The sequence below is a fragment of the Mucilaginibacter rubeus genome, from assembly GCF_014643835.1.
Taxonomy (GTDB): Bacteria; Bacteroidota; Bacteroidia; order Sphingobacteriales; family Sphingobacteriaceae; genus Mucilaginibacter; species Mucilaginibacter rubeus.
In genome coordinates this window covers 12373-28149 of sequence record NZ_BMKD01000005.1, presented here as the reverse complement: position 1 = coordinate 28149, position 15777 = coordinate 12373, and the positions used below count along the sequence as shown (strand labels likewise).

The 15777-nt window shown below is 44.6% G+C and carries 20 protein-coding genes and 1 pseudogene; 15 read left to right on the top strand and 6 right to left on the bottom strand.

The window, feature by feature from the left end; translation table 11 throughout:
* Positions 1 to 59 precede the first annotated feature (59 nt).
* On the top strand, positions 60 to 1277 hold the full coding sequence (locus tag IEX80_RS16965; protein ID WP_188833571.1) for a site-specific integrase: 1218 nt from the start codon (positions 60 to 62) through the stop codon (positions 1275 to 1277).
* Between the two features lie 72 nt (positions 1278 to 1349).
* On the top strand, positions 1350 to 1907 hold the full coding sequence (locus tag IEX80_RS16960; protein ID WP_229701664.1) for an ORF6N domain-containing protein: 558 nt from the start codon (positions 1350 to 1352) through the stop codon (positions 1905 to 1907).
* A 69-nt stretch (positions 1908 to 1976) separates the two neighbouring features.
* Here IEX80_RS16960 and IEX80_RS16955 read toward each other — a convergent pair whose 3' ends face one another.
* The 4 genes from IEX80_RS16955 to IEX80_RS16940 form a co-directional block, all read right to left on the bottom strand.
* The gene (locus tag IEX80_RS16955; RefSeq protein ID WP_308421704.1) at positions 1977 to 2753 is read right to left on the bottom strand and encodes a metallophosphoesterase; all 777 of its coding nucleotides are present in this window, start codon (positions 2751 to 2753) and stop codon (positions 1977 to 1979) included.
* A 59-nt stretch (positions 2754 to 2812) separates the two neighbouring features.
* Positions 2813 to 3868: a hypothetical protein gene (locus tag IEX80_RS16950; protein ID WP_188833570.1), complete on the bottom strand. Its 1056-nt coding sequence runs from the start codon at positions 3866 to 3868 to the stop codon at positions 2813 to 2815.
* Positions 3865 to 4761 (bottom strand): tyrosine-type recombinase/integrase, encoded by an 897-nt coding sequence (locus IEX80_RS16945; RefSeq protein WP_188833569.1) that lies wholly within the window; start codon positions 4759 to 4761, stop codon positions 3865 to 3867. The genes IEX80_RS16950 and IEX80_RS16945 overlap by 4 nt, the downstream gene beginning before the upstream one ends.
* Positions 4762 to 4885: 124 nt before the next feature.
* Positions 4886 to 6373: a hypothetical protein gene (locus IEX80_RS16940; RefSeq protein WP_188833568.1), complete on the bottom strand. Its 1488-nt coding sequence runs from the start codon at positions 6371 to 6373 to the stop codon at positions 4886 to 4888.
* A gap of 192 nt (positions 6374 to 6565) precedes the next feature.
* On the opposite strand from IEX80_RS16940, the gene IEX80_RS16935 reads away from it, so the two are divergent.
* The 4 genes and pseudogenes from IEX80_RS16935 to IEX80_RS16925 all read left to right on the top strand — a co-directional run bounded on the left by IEX80_RS16935 (position 6566) and on the right by IEX80_RS16925 (position 8079).
* The gene (locus IEX80_RS16935; protein WP_188833567.1) at positions 6566 to 6973 is read left to right on the top strand and encodes a helix-turn-helix transcriptional regulator; all 408 of its coding nucleotides are present in this window, start codon (positions 6566 to 6568) and stop codon (positions 6971 to 6973) included.
* An 88-nt stretch (positions 6974 to 7061) separates the two neighbouring features.
* Positions 7062 to 7391: a hypothetical protein gene (locus IEX80_RS16930; protein WP_188833566.1), complete on the top strand. Its 330-nt coding sequence runs from the start codon at positions 7062 to 7064 to the stop codon at positions 7389 to 7391.
* Between the two features lie 64 nt (positions 7392 to 7455).
* A pseudogene (locus tag IEX80_RS27925) lies at positions 7456 to 7602 on the top strand (phage integrase SAM-like domain-containing protein); the annotation flags it as partial.
* Between the two features lie 66 nt (positions 7603 to 7668).
* Positions 7669 to 8079: a tyrosine-type recombinase/integrase gene (locus IEX80_RS16925; protein WP_262892455.1), complete on the top strand. Its 411-nt coding sequence runs from the start codon at positions 7669 to 7671 to the stop codon at positions 8077 to 8079.
* A gap of 783 nt (positions 8080 to 8862) precedes the next feature.
* Here IEX80_RS16925 and IEX80_RS16920 read toward each other — a convergent pair.
* Entirely contained in the window at positions 8863 to 9747 is an 885-nt protein-coding gene (locus IEX80_RS16920) for a S24 family peptidase (RefSeq protein ID WP_188833564.1), read from the bottom strand.
* Between the two features lie 89 nt (positions 9748 to 9836).
* Here IEX80_RS16920 and IEX80_RS16915 point away from each other — a divergent pair, with 89 nt between their 5' ends.
* The 4 genes from IEX80_RS16915 (at position 9837) to IEX80_RS16900 (ending at position 11182) form a co-directional block, all read left to right on the top strand.
* Complete coding sequence (locus tag IEX80_RS16915) at positions 9837 to 9998, top strand: hypothetical protein (protein ID WP_188833563.1); 162 nt, start codon at positions 9837 to 9839, stop codon at positions 9996 to 9998.
* Positions 9999 to 10009: 11 nt separating this feature from the next.
* Positions 10010 to 10318, top strand: coding sequence for a hypothetical protein (locus tag IEX80_RS16910; protein WP_188833562.1), 309 nt, complete (start codon positions 10010 to 10012; stop codon positions 10316 to 10318).
* Positions 10319 to 10534: 216 nt separating this feature from the next.
* The gene (locus IEX80_RS16905) at positions 10535 to 10846 is read left to right on the top strand and encodes a hypothetical protein (RefSeq protein ID WP_188833561.1); all 312 of its coding nucleotides are present in this window, start codon (positions 10535 to 10537) and stop codon (positions 10844 to 10846) included.
* Positions 10847 to 10936: 90 nt separating this feature from the next.
* Positions 10937 to 11182, top strand: a complete 246-nt coding sequence (locus tag IEX80_RS16900; RefSeq protein WP_188833560.1) for a hypothetical protein — start codon at positions 10937 to 10939, stop codon at positions 11180 to 11182.
* 15 nt (positions 11183 to 11197) lie between these two features.
* Here the strand turns inward: IEX80_RS16900 and IEX80_RS16895 are convergent, their stop codons facing one another.
* Positions 11198 to 11710, bottom strand: a complete 513-nt coding sequence (locus IEX80_RS16895; protein WP_188833559.1) for a hypothetical protein — start codon at positions 11708 to 11710, stop codon at positions 11198 to 11200.
* Positions 11711 to 12814: 1104 nt separating this feature from the next.
* Here IEX80_RS16895 and IEX80_RS16890 point away from each other — a divergent pair.
* The 5 genes from IEX80_RS16890 to IEX80_RS16870 are packed head-to-tail and all read left to right on the top strand — an operon-like array spanning position 12815 to position 15775.
* Positions 12815 to 13243, top strand: a complete 429-nt coding sequence (locus tag IEX80_RS16890) for a phage holin family protein (RefSeq protein WP_188833558.1) — start codon at positions 12815 to 12817, stop codon at positions 13241 to 13243.
* Positions 13234 to 13710: a lysozyme gene (locus IEX80_RS16885; protein WP_188833557.1), complete on the top strand. Its 477-nt coding sequence runs from the start codon at positions 13234 to 13236 to the stop codon at positions 13708 to 13710. The genes IEX80_RS16890 and IEX80_RS16885 overlap by 10 nt, the downstream gene beginning before the upstream one ends.
* Before the next feature lie 4 nt (positions 13711 to 13714).
* The gene (locus tag IEX80_RS16880) at positions 13715 to 14194 is read left to right on the top strand and encodes a hypothetical protein (protein ID WP_188833556.1); all 480 of its coding nucleotides are present in this window, start codon (positions 13715 to 13717) and stop codon (positions 14192 to 14194) included.
* A gap of 10 nt (positions 14195 to 14204) precedes the next feature.
* Entirely contained in the window at positions 14205 to 14579 is a 375-nt protein-coding gene (locus IEX80_RS16875; RefSeq protein WP_188833555.1) for a hypothetical protein, read from the top strand.
* The gene (locus IEX80_RS16870) at positions 14579 to 15775 is read left to right on the top strand and encodes a DUF2586 family protein (protein ID WP_188833554.1); all 1197 of its coding nucleotides are present in this window, start codon (positions 14579 to 14581) and stop codon (positions 15773 to 15775) included. Before IEX80_RS16875 ends, IEX80_RS16870 begins: the two co-directional genes overlap by 1 nt.
* Positions 15776 to 15777: the final 2 nt, after the last annotated feature.

The window sequence follows — 15777 nt, the reverse complement described above, 5'->3', positions numbered from 1 at the left end:
ACATCTTGCGCTCAAGTGATGAGAAAATTAATTTTGATTCACTATTAATCCTCATTATTATGAGAACAAACGTCAGTCTGCTTTTCTATTTAAAAAAGCCAAAGCACTACCAATCAGGCCCCATGCCCGTTTACCTCCGGTTCACTGTTGATGGTAAACGATCAGAAACCGCCAGCGGAAGAACCTGTGAGCCCTCCCGCTGGAACAACAAAGCCGGAAGACTTACCGGAATGAAAGAAGATGTCCGTGCTTTAAACAATTATCTCGATGGATTACAATCTAAAGCATTTGATTGCCACCGGATCATGACCCTGCATGATGAACTGATCACTGCCGAAACCTTAAGAAACAAGTTTATCGGAAAGACAGATAACGTAAGAACAGTTACAACTGTCTTCGCAGATCATAACCAAAAAATGAAAAACCTGGTAGGGCAGGAATTTGAGAAAAGCACTTTGCAGCGCTATGAAACTTGCTTGATGCACATCAAAGATTTTATGCAATGGCAGTTCAACGTATCGGACCTGCCTGTTACCAAGATTAGCTTTTCTTTTTTAAATGATTTCGAATACTATCTAAGAAGTATTCGCAGATGCGGTAACAACTCAGCTATCAAATACATTAAAAACTTTGGAAAGATTGTTAGAATATGTCTTGGTAACGGATGGTTAACCGTCGACCCTTATCTCAACTATAAACCTAAAACTTCAAAGGTTAACCGGGTAGCACTAACGAAAGACGAACTCAAAGCCATTTTGGAGAGAGAAATGCCAGTAGAGCGGCTGAAACTGGTTAAGGATATTTTTCTGTTTAGTTGTTATACCGGTCTTGCTTACGTTGATGTGAGTAAGCTTAAACGTTCTGAAGTACTAAGGGGAATCGATGGTGAAAACTGGATATATACGAACCGGAAAAAAACCGATACATTATCCCGGATTCCCTTGCTCCCTGCTGCGCTCGAAATTATGGAACGATACCAGGAAAACCCGCAATGTCAATGCGATGACAGGGTATTGCCGGTATTAAGCAATCAGAAGATGAACGCCTATCTTAAAGAAATCGCCGATTTGTCTGGGATCACTAAAGTACTTACTTTCCATATTGCCAGGCACACATTTGCCACCACCATCACGCTGAATAATGGGGTGCCGATAGAAAGCGTTGCTAAAATGATGGGGCATACCAATATCAAAACGACGCAGATCTATGCCAAGGTGATGGATCATAAGATCAGTGAGGATATGAGTCTGCTGAAGCAAAAGTTAGCTGCAAGTTGATACATAATCGAATACGGGATAGTCTGCTATCCCGTGTTTCTTAACTTATAAGAAGGTTCTAATATTTTAAAGATGAAGACGACAATGGCAAATAATGACTTAATACCCGAGGAGATCGTAGTAAAACAGATTTACTACATAAGAGGCCAAAAAGTAATGCTGGACAGCGATCTGGCAACGCTCTACCAGGTAGAAACTAAACAATTAAAGAGACAGGTCAGAAGGAATATAGAAAGGTTTCCAGGCGAAGATTTTATGTTTGAACTTACACCAGATGAGTATAGTTTAATTTCAAGGAGCCAAAATGGCACCATGAAACAAGGTTATAATATTAAATATGCTCCGATGGTTTTCACGGAATTAGGTATCAGCATGCTTTCAAGTGTTTTAAACAGCGCAGCTGCAATTCAGGTAAACATCAGGATTATGCGAATTTTTATTCGCTTACGCCAAATACTTATAGATAACACAGAGTTGAAGCTGGAAATAGAGCGTATCAGAACAAAACTTGAAAGCCAGGATAAAAATATTGACTTGCTATTCGGCTATCTCGATGAACTGATCGAAAAAAAATCACAGCCGATGGACAGAAAAAGAATAGGTTATATGCCGGATACTGATAGCTTTTAAAAAACAGGCATTCAATTCACCTTTATATACTTAGGAACACTGGCATGGATTTCCATGCCAGTGAATCCTTTATGCTATCTGTGCATCAATTGTTATAGTCTTGCCGCAATCAAAATTGCTATGCTCGTCCTGGTGTACATATCCGAGTTGATTGGTCAGCAGCTTAGTTTTCCCGATATTAAATTCAGGGGTAGCATCGTGATGATGGCCGTATATCCAGTAATCAACGCCGCTGTCCTCAATAAAAGCATCTAAGTCGGTGGCAAAAGCTTCATTTAAAACGCTGTCTAAATATTGTTTGGGATAATGCTGAAATGTAGGCACGTGATGCGACACAACGATGTTCCTGATATCCTCATTGCGGTTATCCGCTCCAGCCTTTAATGCATTTTCGAGAAATGCAAGGGAATCAGAATGCATCTGGTTGTATTTTTCTACCGAGAACCACCGACCTTCATCTTTGATCACCCTGAAATCCATCATCCCCCGTTCGATATAACGGGCTTTATATTTCGATATTTTCGACCATAGTGTAGTAAAATGGATCTTGACGCGGTTCAATTCAATAGTAGAATTGTTAAGCAGCGTCACGTTGGATCGGATCGACTCACGAAAAACACCTGACCTGTTGGCTATATCGAAATGGTAAAATTCGTGATTACCAGGAACCCAATACGTATGATCATAACTATCGGCAAGTAAACTAAAGAAATCACCATGACGGTCAATTTCCTTCAATGGTATTATATCTCCCGCCAATAAAAGGATATCTCCATTTATCTGCAAAGGGTTTAAAGCCATATAATTCCGGTTTTCCGGGAATTCCAGGTGAAGGTCTGAGGCTATCTATAAATGCATAATTGTAAATGTATTTAGTATTTATTTAACGATGGTACACTCAAGCTTCAGAAATCACTCTTATCTGCATCTTTCAACCATTCATCCTCAGCCGGGCTATAAGGATCCAGCCAGTCTGCTTTGGCATTCGCCCAGGAAAACCATTGCGGATCGGGATCCGGCATAGCCAATGTATATTCCCGGATGAGTTGAGCTTGCTTCCAGCGTTCGGCATCCCTCATCAATTCTTTAAAAGCTTCTTTTTCCTGTTTCTTTCTGGCTTCAAATTCAGCTTTTTCTTTTCTTTCCCGTTCCCAGTTTGCCTGCCAGATCCGCGCTTTCTCCAGGTAAAGTTCTTCCTCTTTTGCGGCCAGTTCCAGCTTTGCCAGTATTTTGGGTAATTGCTCTTCCAGCAAAACAGCTTTGAGATCCTGCCATTCCGATTTTAGCCTCGTATCAATTCTGAAAACAACTTTCCCGTTCGGGTGCCACTCGTAATTACGATAGGATTTATCATATACCTTCACCTTGGTTGTCCGCTCCCGAAATGTCACTTTCAATCTAATATCGCGTATCACAACATAATTGCCATCGTCATGCAGTTCAAAAAAATAACCGCGTGCCCTCACGCATTTGATCAGCGTATCCATAAAGCGGAGTGCACGCCCTACGTTAGCAGGTGAGACTTTGATATCCAGTTCCCGCTTTGCCGTGATTACCATGCCCGGAAAATTCGGATCAGTCAGCCTTTTCAAGCTCTCCCTGGCAGCGAGCGTGACCGGCTCGGGCCTGACGAGGCGATCAGGCACCCTGAAAGGCAGCTTTTCGGATGCCACTTTTCTGGTATGAATTTTTAGTTGACAAGCCTTTTTTACCGGTGCTCCGGCGGGTCTTTCTTCAAATACAGCCGGTTTATAAATTTTGCCGGTTACGGGCAGCACGGGCTGTTTCAGTTTATGCCCTGCCTGGATCTTAGCCCATTGTCCCCGCTTGGGAACAGGAACGTCCATGCGGATACATAACTTGCGAAAGCCAACATCTGATATGAGATATTTCTTCGCGATCAGCGTCATGGGTGTTTCCCAAACAAGCCGGTACAACTCTTCACGTGTAAATGTGATCATAATACCGGGGCTGCTGCTTTTAATTCTTCGGTATCGAACTCACCCAGGCTGCGCAGGTATTTCAATGTGATGACCACTGAGGAATGTCCCATGATCTTTTGCACCATATAAACATCCTTTGTTCGGCGAAACACGTCAATTGCAGCCGTATGCCGGAAAGAATAAAGGGTTTGTTTGGGATAGATCAGGCCGTGGCTTAGCATTTTCTTTTTTTCGCGGTTCCATTGCTTTCCGAAATAGGTTTGGTTGAAAGGTTCGCTAATACCACTGAAGATATTGTCCTCCCTTTTTAACCCCTGCAATACCGGATCCAGTTCATCCCTGACGTAATCCGGTACGTAAACCACACGGATCTTGCCGCCTTTGTTTTCTGAGCCATCGAGATGAATCTCCGTATTGTCTTTCCTGAAGTGTTTCTTGGTTAACAACCTGATCTCTTCATGCGGGCGTAATAAGCAACCGTAAGTCATCAGGCAGCACCGGTAAAGATTGGTGTGGTTAGCTTTCAGGAAAGTAAATACAGGTTCTAACTGCTCTTTTTCGTAAGCCAGATGGAGTGTTGCTTTAACCCGCCTGGATTCAGTTCTTTTCGCGGCTATCAAATCCTCGTCGATCATTCTTGAAGCGAGGTTAAAAAGAATATTCAGCTCCCGCCGCCTGTTCATATAATAGGTTGCAGAAGAACCGAAAAGCTGTAAGAACTCTTCGATCCTGGAGGTGGTCAATTCCCGGATCGACATTTCACGTCCTTCCGCTCCAAGAAACTCCATGAAATGGTTGAAGGCGTAGCGTAAATTGTTTTTGTGGTGCTTGCTTAGATCGGATTCGAGCTTTTTATTCAAGGCCTGCTGGAACAGCAGGCCGATTGAATCGTTTTTATTTGATTTGTTCATCCAACAAAAATCCTGTGATACCGCGAGGCGAGCCGCAAACTCGTTTGTAAATTTCCAAAAGTCTTACAAGTCTAATAACGGAAGATATCCATTGAGTGGCATAGCAAACCAGAAAGGATAATTGTTATTCTGTTAATTCAATTCTTTTTAATTCTTTCTTGTAAAACTTTTCGACCTGTACTGTCAAACGGCGAACGGTATCAATGATGTTATTTACGGCGAATATATTGAGGGAACTTTCATAATTTGCAACTTTGGTGTAGCGGTCACATAAACGTTGAAAATTCTTTTTGCCAATGGTTGTGTCTAATTCAAAAATGTTGGCGAAATCATCGGATAACATCCGTGTTAAAGTCAATAGCTTCTCGAGGTCATCAACCGGCTGTCTGAAGCCGATGGCCAATTGCAGCACACATTTGAGTGCATACCCTGAGACCTGGCTTAAAAAGTAGGTTGCTATCCCGCAATCGTAATCTCTGGCAATCCGCTCGGCATCTGTCAAAAATGCTCTGCCGATTTTATTCCATTTGGTCCAGATCGCTCTCATCGCCTCTTTTTGCTTCTCGGCTGACTGAATCTGGAACGGGGGCAGTATAAATCCATCTTTAGAATAGATATTAACTCCCTCGGTAAAAACATAATTCCAGAAACGGCCATCGGATTTTATACCTTCAACTGCACTTCTGACACTGTAAATAATCGGATACACCTCGGTTTCTTTTGTAATCGAATCTGCCAGTTTTCTTTTCCACACCGCATCTTCATTGTCTGTCAAGATTAGAAGGAAAGTGAAATTTGGGGATTTGGCCTCACCGAGGTAAATGATCGCTGACAATGATTGTTCAAGATCAAATATCCCTCCTGCAAGTTTCGTATAATCATCCCTGCGGGGCGAGGCGGACTCTGACATTCTGATTGATTCGAGGTTAACAAGATTTTGCTGTTTTAGTCGAATGTCCTCGGCTGGAGGGGGATGATCTTCAGTGCTAACAGTATCATTATCTCTGGATTTATACTTTTTGCTTTCATAAGGGTAACCACTTTCAATTTGATTGAGCAGCCACGCGGCAGAGTGCAGTTTACAAAGATTATTGTATATGCTCTCCATCTTCAAGATGATGCTTTCATTATTGAGTTCGTAGTCTTGTAGAGCTGCATACAGCCACTGTTGCAGATGATCGCGGTAAAGTTCCACGCCTATCTCTTCATACACTTTAGTTAAAGCAAAAAACGGATTCAACAACTCTTTTTCATATAGATCATTAGGAAAGTAAGCCCATTGCTGTTTGGCTTCCTGTAGCTCCTCAAATGTTATGATATCAGGGCCTTCATCAACACAATCAATTTTGCGAGTAGTCCACAGTACATGGCACGCTTCGATCAGGCGAAACCATTGGCGAACGCTGTAAACTAATTCGCCCGGTCCCCTCTCGCCGATATAATAATCATCAGAGAGGGCCGACTCCTTCAACTTGGTTAACTGTGTTTTTTCAAAACAAGGGTGGTCTGCGAAAAAAAAGAATTCTGAAAACGCAGCATAAGGATTCTGTATCTCCTCGAAATACAGATTTTTAGGATAGTGTTCCCAAGGTACGTAATGACGAAAATACATATAGTTTGATTTAGCTGGCGATGACTTTCATCGCCGGTACAAACTTTTACATATTGTGGTTTCTAACCTAATCGCCCCCTGTACTATGTAATACCGTTGAAGGGATAAATTACTCAATATTATTTCTATATTAGATAAAGCAAGGCTTTTTATTATTTTGTTTAATTTTGAACGAACGCTATATAATAACTTATGAACACGACTGACACATCAAAAAATATACATCAAGGCCGCAACGTTAAACGCTTTCGTGAAATGATGGGACTGAAGCAAGAAGCACTGGCAATTGCGCTTGGTGACGAATGGAGTCAGAAAAGGGTGTCTTTATTGGAACAGAAAGAAGTTATTGAAGATGATATATTAAGGCAGGTGGCTGAAATCCTAAAAGTGCCTGTTGAGGCGATCAAAAGTTTCACAGAGGAAGCAGTTTTTAACATAATCGGTAATACCTACCACGATACTTCGAGTTCAGTTCAATATCAATGCACCTTTAACCCTATTGATAAATTAATTGAGTTATTCGAGGAAAACAAAAAGCTATACCAAGAGTTACTTAAAAGCGAGCGTGAAAAAATCGAAATCTTTAAAAATAAAAGTTAGTAATAATTTCAACTTTGCTAATAACCTAAACAGTTCAAGCCTTTTATCGGTTGATCTGTTACTTCATGCGTAACCAACTTTGAACACCATGAAAGTAACAATCGGAAAACACGCTCTTACAAAGGGGCGTCACCGCCTGTTTTTGGACTACTATCCACCAATCGTAAACCCAAAAACAAATAAGCAGACCGCCTACGAAAACCTTAAACTCTTCGTATATGACCATCCGGCTACTTCCGGCGAAAGAAATCATAACAGGACTACGATGGAACTGGCAACAACGATCTGCGCGAGCCGCCAGCTCGAATTACAGGCTCAGAAACATGGAATGTCTCCAAGTTTCAGGAAACACGAAAGTTTTATTGCCTATTTCAGAAAACTTGCCGATCAGCAACGTGGTTTGAACTGGCATAACTGAGATAGCAGTGTTAGGTATTTTCAACTATTTGCCGATAGGGCAGATTTAACCTTCTGAACTTGACCTTTCCCTCTGCGAACAGTTCAAACGTTTCTTACTAAGTGAACCCAAGTTGCGCGAATCAAGGCGTGGCATCGGGCATAACAGCGCACTGAGTTATTTCAATAAATTCCGTACAGCATTAAAACAAGCCTGGCGTGAAAAACTCATCAACGATGATCTGCATGCCTTGTCGCCCGGACTAAGAGAAATTGAAGCAGAAGTGGAGTATTTAACGATGGATGAAATACGGAAATTGCTTGAAACGCCCTTAAATGATGATCTGTATAAAAGAGTGGTATTACTTGCAATTTTAACAGGTCTTCGGTTTTGCGATATTAAATATCTTACCTGGAAACAGGTTCGCGGTGAACGGGATAACTACTACCTACAATTCCGTCAGCGCAAAACATACAAACCTCAGCACGTTTACATTTCTAACCAGGCATTTGATTTAATGGGAGAACGTGGCGGTCCTGAAAAAACTGTCTTTCCAAAAGTTAACTATAATTACACCCGGAATATGCTCAAAGCCTGGCCAAGGGAAGCGGGCATAAACAAACACCTGACGTTTAGTTGCCTTCGGCATACCTATCAACCTTACAACTCGATCATGGCACAGATATCTATACTATATCAAAACTATTAGGGCACAGGCACCTTAAAACCACGCAGCGATATACTCGTGTAATGGACAAGGCAAAGAAAGAAGCAGCGAGCCGGATTGTCCTCGACTTTTGATCTGCGCACACCCAGTCATATCACCGCTTAAACACCTGGAGCTGTTAGCAGGGAAACTGTCAAGGGCCGGCGATAGTCGGTTTACTTGCCCTTGACAGTTTTCATGCGTAGCTATCTTTGTAACTGCGGTGCGATGACTAATCAATATTCAGCGGGCGGTAAGGCAGGTGTGTATGAGGAACGAATACACTCCTGCACGTGCGGCGGTAAGGCTGGCGGCGTAATGGAACCCGGAGCGCGTGGTGTAATGTAGCCACCTGCCGCAGTCGCATGGGCTTCGTGGTCTTTACTTAATAATAAGAATAACTATCTTTCTCTCGCAACTATAATTCACTCGCAATCCACTGTAATTTTGTTCGTCAATTGTACTTTAACGGTCGCCTATAAGATCTTTTTCCAATTGATTGCAAACCATAGGTGAGGAGGAAGATGTTTTATCCAGCCAACGTTTAAAAATGTTGCTTTAGTTGCACGAATAGCATTTTACAAATTAAGCAATTTAACCAGTTTGGTATAACTTGATATAGACCAAGCTAATGCATTCCTTCATTTATCAATTTTGGCTCGAAAATGATTATTACAAACGAGGTAATTTTGTCTTATCTATATTGTCCGCACAAGGTGTATCTAAAATTAAGCGGGAATGTCGGTAGATTGTCTGCTATATTGAGTTCATCAAACGGGAGCTTGCCTATTTATCCAGCAAGTTTTTTGATTTCAATACCCTCATGATTTCTGTAAGATCCGCCTCCAGGTTGTTCACGCGTTTATACATATCAGTCGGGTGCCGGAACTTATTATTGATATGGCCCACTGCAAACCAGATCTCAACCACTTCATCAGGGTAGATCTCCTGGTTAGGGTACAGGTTACGGTTGTCCAGGGCATCGGATTTGGCGACGATAAAGCCATATTTCTGGATCCTGTTCAGTAGTCTCTTGATCAGTATTCCCCGGTCCCTGGTTACGATGATGTGCACATGATCTTCTACGATATCCTCGAACTTTTCCACGAAACGCCCTACTACGATTTCTTTGTTTTCGAGTGTTGGGAACATACTGTCGCCGTCTACCTCGAATGCCCGGTGCGTCCCGTTGTTCAGGTAAGGCAAGCTAAAAGATGCAAGTTTCTCCATATACTCCCGGTCTGCGTATCCCTTGGGATACCCAGCGGAGGCCCTGACGGGCACATACAAAATGGTCTCGTTGCCGTCGTTATCTACGCTGATAACCTGGATCGGAGAAATTGGAGGGTGGCTGGCCTGAAGCTGCTTGAAGCTACCGGTACGCCTGACCGTACTGGTCGCAATTCCTGTTTTTTCTTTGTCATCAAGGGGGGCGTTTCCATCCTTTTCATCAAGCAGCATCGCCCCATCGCCCGTGATAAGCCAGGTTAGACTAATGTCTAAGTATGTCCTGCAGATCTTTTCCAGTATGGCGCTTCCGATGCCGCCGTCCCGTTGCTGAGACTTCTTTATATAGCCATTTCCCAACAATAATTGCCTCTCAGCCTTTGAGGGAGAAATCTTTTTGTGGGCTAAAAAAATTAAAAGCCTGTCTATGGGCCTGTTAGGCATAATCTGATAATATTATTAGACTTTTGTCGAATTTTATTTGCAAATAATAGACAATAGTCTAATATTTGTATGTGCAAAGGAACATTATTATGAGCAAAAATAAAAATATTAAATCCACTTATATCAAGAAAAACGGTACCGACTCGTTGCTACACACACGTACAGCGGGTGATACCGACCGGGGGGGCAAAGGATGCGTTGCCGCCGGTGTAAATCATGCGCTGACCTTTACTCACCATCAACCTGTTTAACACACTTGAATATGACACTAAAACTAACCATCCGGCAGGCGGAAGCGTTGCACAACCTTTTCCGGGAGATCGTGAACCAGGATCCTGCCCCTGATATTACAGAAAGCCTAGTAAAAGACCTGCTGAAGTCGGTCTTCAGAAAACTGGAGGCGAAACTGGCAGCGAGGCTTAAAGGGGATGGCTATAGTATATTGCTGACTGATATGGAGGCCAAAGCATACTATCTTTATTTTAGCCAGCGTTACCTCGGGGAGGGGTGGAGATACGAACAGGCATTCATCAATGACCAGCTGAACCTTTTAAATAAGCTTTACGCATGAGCAAGGTACACGGGACAGGCAACGCCACGCAAAGACAGCGGTTACAGCGGCTGCCGGTTGAGGACTGCAAACCTTTTAAATATGCGCTGCGTCAGCAGGGATAACACCATATAACAATCCTACTGTAACTTTTAAAAGGATCAGCTTTTGAATGACCCGGGCCGGACATTATTGTTGATAATTTCGTTTTACTTTTATTTTATATCTAAACCAACTATGGCACTCGGTAAACAATTGATTTCCAATATACTCTCGGAACCATTAAAAAAAGAAGGCGTTAAGCACGTAAAAGGCATTTTTAAAGCGCGCCGCGATCATGATATTGTATGCCGCCTGTATTTTCATTACAAGATCAAAGGCCTGCAATATGAGCGCGCGGTTGAAAAACTGAATACTGAATTTTACTTGGGTGAAACAACAATTTCCCAGATCATTATGCAGGAGCGTGATGTGCTCGAAAAGCTTAAATCGGAGGAAGCGGACAGCAAATACCTTCAGAAGCTCCTACCTCACTTCAACTGGTCATAAACGTTATACCTGGCGGAGATCCTCATGACAAGGCCGCAATTGCCGCGGGCCGAATTCAAATTGAAACGGACAGAAACAAGAACCTGACATATGGATATACAACAATACCACGAGGCTTTGGAGTTTATAAATTATTCCGTCGTGGAAGCGCTGGGCTTCAAACCGGCCGGCGCCTCCTCTTTTCTTATAGGAATTTCGGAAATATACCGGCTCGGAAATATAAGCATAGCGTTTACCGCCGGTGATGAGATCTTTGTAACCGTAAGCGATGAGGTGAGAGATATCAGACGGACCACCGAACTGTTAGCCCTCTTAAACAAAAAAGCCGCTGGGTAAAGCGGCTTTTTTGTTTTAAGATAATTGCAATGACAGTACCATATCGGGACGCTGACCCGTGTGTCCGACCTGCATGGCGGTGTCGTCGACGAAGCCAAAGCCGAAACGCAGCGCTCGGACCCGGATATCAGTCCGCTTTCTGCGTTTGTTCTTGGCACGGACCCTGCTCATGGGATTAAAATACTGCTGGTCGCACCAGCCGTGCAGGGCCTGATTGATCTTGTGTTCAAGATTGAAATAATCAGCTGCAGTAGATCCGCTGTCCGGCCCCGGCCCCGGTGCCGCCATGGCCAGTAATAATTCAAGTATGGCGTCCCCCTGCTGGATGGATTTCTTGTTGTCCGTATAGTTAATATCGATCCGTCCAAGCAATACGCAGGGAAATAGAACCGGACTCGCATTTTCTTCGCCCCATTCCAGCTGCCCGATATCCATACCGATAAATTGTAAATCAGGGATCGTGGCAAGCCGCTCCTGTACGCTCGAAAATACATTGGCCAGGATGGCATCTGTTTGTGATGTGCTCATTTATTTATTTTTTTGTTAATATACTGTTAGCCAGTAACCCATAACGCTGGAAAAAAATCCTTAGCAGTATTTTATCGGTAATGCCGGGCTCTTGGTATTCAAAGATGTCTGTTTTACCGCTTTCCCGCCAATCGCATATTCTGATGATTAATGCGCTGTGCATCATTGGCTGAAACGATAGCTATCATCCTGAAAAAAGGCAGACAATGGGGAGCTGTCTGTAGGTGCTGTCTGCATCTGTATACTGTGTAATATCTGCAGCAACCGAAAAAGCGTCCTGCGCAGTTCTGCAAAAAACAAAGCGGCGAAATAGTTACAAGTGCATTCATTCCGACGCGCCCGGCGGCAGGCCCGCGTTTTCACCGTCAGTTTCGGCCGGTCTTATTAACAGTTTTAATACGCTATAAAATAAGCAGCGGAGCCCTGCTGTTCCCAGGCACTTTGATTATCGGTTATTCCGACAAATGCAGCTTCCGGACAAATGCTATACCTGCATAATCCCGGTAGGGGTGCTGGAATCCGGGTTGTCTCATTATTAACCGGATGCCGGAGGGGCGCCTCCCTGATATTGAAATCTGCGAGTTTTGATTGCTAAAAATATTAGTAATTGCTTCATTTTGAGCATGGTGCTTTTTCTATTGAAATGAATAAAAAAACGAATGATTAACGCAACTTTTATCATTGCCAAAAACGCTGTCAATCAATCATAAACACGGTTTTTTATCTCCGAAATAGCGCCGTACGTTTGTCATGAAGCCGCTTGGAAAAGTAGCGGAAAAAAGAAAAATGACAACCTGTAGCGACGGCTTGGGAATCCCGGAAACAGGGAAAAGCACCAGCTGCTTTATCAAAGGGCCGCCCGCCGCAGGGGCAGGAAATGCCTACCGGTCGTAAGTGTACCCGCGCCTTAATAGTCCCCCGATACGGTCAGGGGCGGCGCGGTTAAAAAAAAGAAAAATGAAGATCTATATAATAAAAATATGTACCATGATAAGTTCTCTGCTAACGAGGATGCTCGTAACTTTTGACTACGAGGACCTGCGGACCCTTTTTCAAAGCATTGCTCCCTCCTGTAAGTACAGCCTGACAAGACCGCTGCTCGTGGTGAGCCTGACGTTCCCCGGTCTTTCGGGGCTGGCCTCACTCGTTCCGGATATCCCGCTGGCGCTCGGTATCCAGACAGCTGCCCTGATCATGATGCTGATGGCCTTTGTGGTAGAGTTGTTGAGCGGTATAGCAGCATCCAGAATAAAAAAGGAACGTTTCAGCAGTTTTCGCCTCTCCCGGTTTTCATTCAAGGTTTTTATATACCTGGTGCTCATCGCGGTCCCGTACCACTGGTCGCAGAATTACGCGGCTAAGGGGGAGGCGGTCATGGCGGAATGCTTTGACTGGCTGCAGAACTTCCTGATCATCCATATCGCGCAGGAAAACATGGTTTCCATACTGGAAAACCTGGCAGTAATTGAAGGCAAGGAAAAGTCAGCCTGGATCGAATCAATCAAAACTAAAATAACATCATTATGGCGATAAATAAACACACGCTCAGTGAACGCGGATTAAATATAATAAAGTCGTTCGAGGGGCTGAAATTAACCGCGTATCAGGACGAGGCGGGTAAATGGACGATAGGTTATGGGTGTACTTACTATGCAAACGGCAAGGGGATACAACCGGCGGACCGGCTGCCCAACAAGGAATGCGCTGCGGATCTGCTTTCAGCGGTTTTAAAAGACTTTGAGCGGACGGTTAACAGGGTGGTGAGTGTGCCCGTCAACCAGAATCAGTACGACGCGCTGGTCAGCTTTCATTACAATACCGGCAGCCTGCCCTCAAGTACCCTGCTCAAAAAGCTGAACAAGGAAGATTATACTGGTGCCGCGGCGCAGTTCCTGGTCTGGAACAAGGTAACCGATCCCGGAACGGGAAAGAAAAAAGTCAGCGAAGCGCTGGTTAAAAGACGTGAAAAAGAAACGAAACTGTTTAACACCCCTGCCTGAATAAATGAACAATATTTTAAGAGTTATAGGCGGTCTTTTTGCAGGCCTTTTGCAAAAACTGACCGGGCTCACGGCGCTCAGGGTACGCCTGCCCGAAGGCATAGCGATCAGTAACCAGCAAATCGATTACTGTATCACCGTGGTGAATAATATCAAGAAGGCCCTGAACGGTGACCTGACAGCCGGACGGGCCTCGCTGCTCGCCGGCCCCGCCGATGAGCGTATGAGGAAGATGATTGAAGAAGCATTGCCAGGCATATTATCGGGGCTCACTTTTTCGGCCGGTAACCAGCCAGCCGGTCATGGTGATCTGCTCAGCGGACCGCTTGATAAAATAAAATCCGCCGCTGATGCGGATAAGGACCATCTGTACCATGCGCTGGCCGCCAGGCTGATGACGGTCGTTGGCGAAGGCCGTTTAAGCTGGAGCGAGGCGGTGAGTATACTTGAAATCTATTTTAAGCAAATATTCAATAAACAATAAACCATATAAAATGAAAATCGAAAAGAACCAAGCGTTCATCAAGGCCCTCAGTGATGCCGGGGTCACGCAAGCTTCGCTCGAAGTACTGTTTGCGACCCGCCCTGAACAGGAAAGCGTCTTTGTGACCTCAGGCGGACTGGCCTTTTTCTCTGAAAGCCCCGCCGGTAGTCATTCGCAAAAGCTTGCCTGCGCGGATTTTATTGAAGTTACCCGCGGAGAGACACTATTCGGGGAAGCTTTAGGAAAAGACCAGGCGAAAGCAGCTGCCGGCACAACGAAGAACACTTTAGCGGAGGCTTTTGCCACCGTGGACGATGAGAGAATACCATTTCAAAACAGCCTGATAGAAAAGGCAACCCAATCAATTAAAGGAGATAAAAACTAATGATTCCTGCAGTAAATGTGCAACTGGCCAAGGGCCAGTTAGGCGGTTCTACCGCAACCAACGACAATATAACAGGCGTTTTGCTTACCGGTTCCGGAACTGGAACACTACCGCTGCTTACCCCGGTTAAGCTTGTAAGCTTAGCAGACGCCGAATCCAGGGGCATAACCGAAGAGGCCGAACCGGAGGCCTACCAGTTCGTCCGTGAATTCTACAGTATTGACGGTACACAGGGATGCCCGGTATACCTGATGCTCGCTGCCGCGGCGACAAGCTTAACGACGCTTTGCGATGTTACCGTAGCAACCGGTCTGAAAAAACTGATCGATTTCGGCGGCGGAGACATCCGTGTAGCCGCCGTTGCACGCACCCCGGTTACCGGATATACGCCCACTGTATCCAAGTTTATCGACAGCGACGTGATTGCCGCGGTTCCGAACGCGAAAGCTTTCGCCCTGGCAATGTTTGCCGCACACAAACCGTTGCGTATCCTGCTTGCAGCCCGCGTTAACGATGTGACAAGCAGCACGATTGACAATCCAAATGAACTAACTGCCAATAACGTAGGCCTGGTGATCGGCGGAACCGCAGCCAACGGCGTTACGTCTCTGGGCCTTGTGCTTGGCAGAATCGCCGCTACCGCACCGCATGTCAATATCGGCAGGGTAAAAGACGGGGACCTGCCGATTAGTAACTATTTCATCGGAACGCAAAGTATATTGCCTGACCTGGACAATCCCGACCAGGCTTATTTCAGGCAGCTTGACCAGCTGATCGATGCAGGATATATCACGGTCAAAAAGTATGATCAGAAGGGCGGTTTGTTTATCAGCAACGACCCGATGGCCAGTCCTGAAACAGATGACTACAACAGCCTTACTTTTGGCCGTGTGATCGACAAGGCGGCGATCGTTGCCTACCAGACTTATGTTAATGAGATCAATGATGACATCGATCTTGATGACAACGGCCGGATTGAACCGGTTGTGCTGAAGGCACTCGAGGCTTCTATGGTAAATGCACTTAACCTGAATATGGCGGAGAGCATGAGCAGCGACCCGGTTGTTTATATCGATGACACCCAGCAGATCACGCAAACCTCTACCCTGCAGGTTGAAATAGGCATCCGCCGTAAAGGATACAGCAAATTAATCAATATCAAACTGGGTTTCAATAACCCGCAAAACAACAATTAAAG

Excerpts from the sequence above, each read along its gene's own strand:
- IEX80_RS16965 (WP_188833571.1), top strand. The coding sequence starts at position 60 with ATGAGAACAAACGTCAGTCTGCTTTTCTATTTAAAAAAGCCAAAGCAC.
- IEX80_RS16960 (WP_229701664.1), top strand. The coding sequence starts at position 1,350 with ATGAAGACGACAATGGCAAATAATGACTTAATACCCGAGGAGATCGTA.
- IEX80_RS16950 (WP_188833570.1), bottom strand. The coding sequence starts at position 3,868 with ATGATCACATTTACACGTGAAGAGTTGTACCGGCTTGTTTGGGAAACA.
- IEX80_RS16945 (WP_188833569.1), bottom strand. The coding sequence starts at position 4,761 with ATGAACAAATCAAATAAAAACGATTCAATCGGCCTGCTGTTCCAGCAG.
- IEX80_RS16940 (WP_188833568.1), bottom strand. The coding sequence starts at position 6,373 with ATGTATTTTCGTCATTACGTACCTTGGGAACACTATCCTAAAAATCTG.
- IEX80_RS16935 (WP_188833567.1), top strand. The coding sequence starts at position 6,566 with ATGAACACGACTGACACATCAAAAAATATACATCAAGGCCGCAACGTT.
- IEX80_RS16930 (WP_188833566.1), top strand. The coding sequence starts at position 7,062 with ATGAAAGTAACAATCGGAAAACACGCTCTTACAAAGGGGCGTCACCGC.
- IEX80_RS16925 (WP_262892455.1), top strand. The coding sequence starts at position 7,669 with ATGGATGAAATACGGAAATTGCTTGAAACGCCCTTAAATGATGATCTG.
- IEX80_RS16920 (WP_188833564.1), bottom strand. The coding sequence starts at position 9,747 with ATGCCTAACAGGCCCATAGACAGGCTTTTAATTTTTTTAGCCCACAAA.
- IEX80_RS16915 (WP_188833563.1), top strand. The coding sequence starts at position 9,837 with ATGAGCAAAAATAAAAATATTAAATCCACTTATATCAAGAAAAACGGT.
- IEX80_RS16910 (WP_188833562.1), top strand. The coding sequence starts at position 10,010 with ATGACACTAAAACTAACCATCCGGCAGGCGGAAGCGTTGCACAACCTT.
- IEX80_RS16905 (WP_188833561.1), top strand. The coding sequence starts at position 10,535 with ATGGCACTCGGTAAACAATTGATTTCCAATATACTCTCGGAACCATTA.
- IEX80_RS16900 (WP_188833560.1), top strand. The coding sequence starts at position 10,937 with ATGGATATACAACAATACCACGAGGCTTTGGAGTTTATAAATTATTCC.
- IEX80_RS16895 (WP_188833559.1), bottom strand. The coding sequence starts at position 11,710 with ATGAGCACATCACAAACAGATGCCATCCTGGCCAATGTATTTTCGAGC.
- IEX80_RS16885 (WP_188833557.1), top strand. The coding sequence starts at position 13,234 with ATGGCGATAAATAAACACACGCTCAGTGAACGCGGATTAAATATAATA.
- IEX80_RS16880 (WP_188833556.1), top strand. The coding sequence starts at position 13,715 with ATGAACAATATTTTAAGAGTTATAGGCGGTCTTTTTGCAGGCCTTTTG.
- IEX80_RS16875 (WP_188833555.1), top strand. The coding sequence starts at position 14,205 with ATGAAAATCGAAAAGAACCAAGCGTTCATCAAGGCCCTCAGTGATGCC.
- IEX80_RS16870 (WP_188833554.1), top strand. The coding sequence starts at position 14,579 with ATGATTCCTGCAGTAAATGTGCAACTGGCCAAGGGCCAGTTAGGCGGT.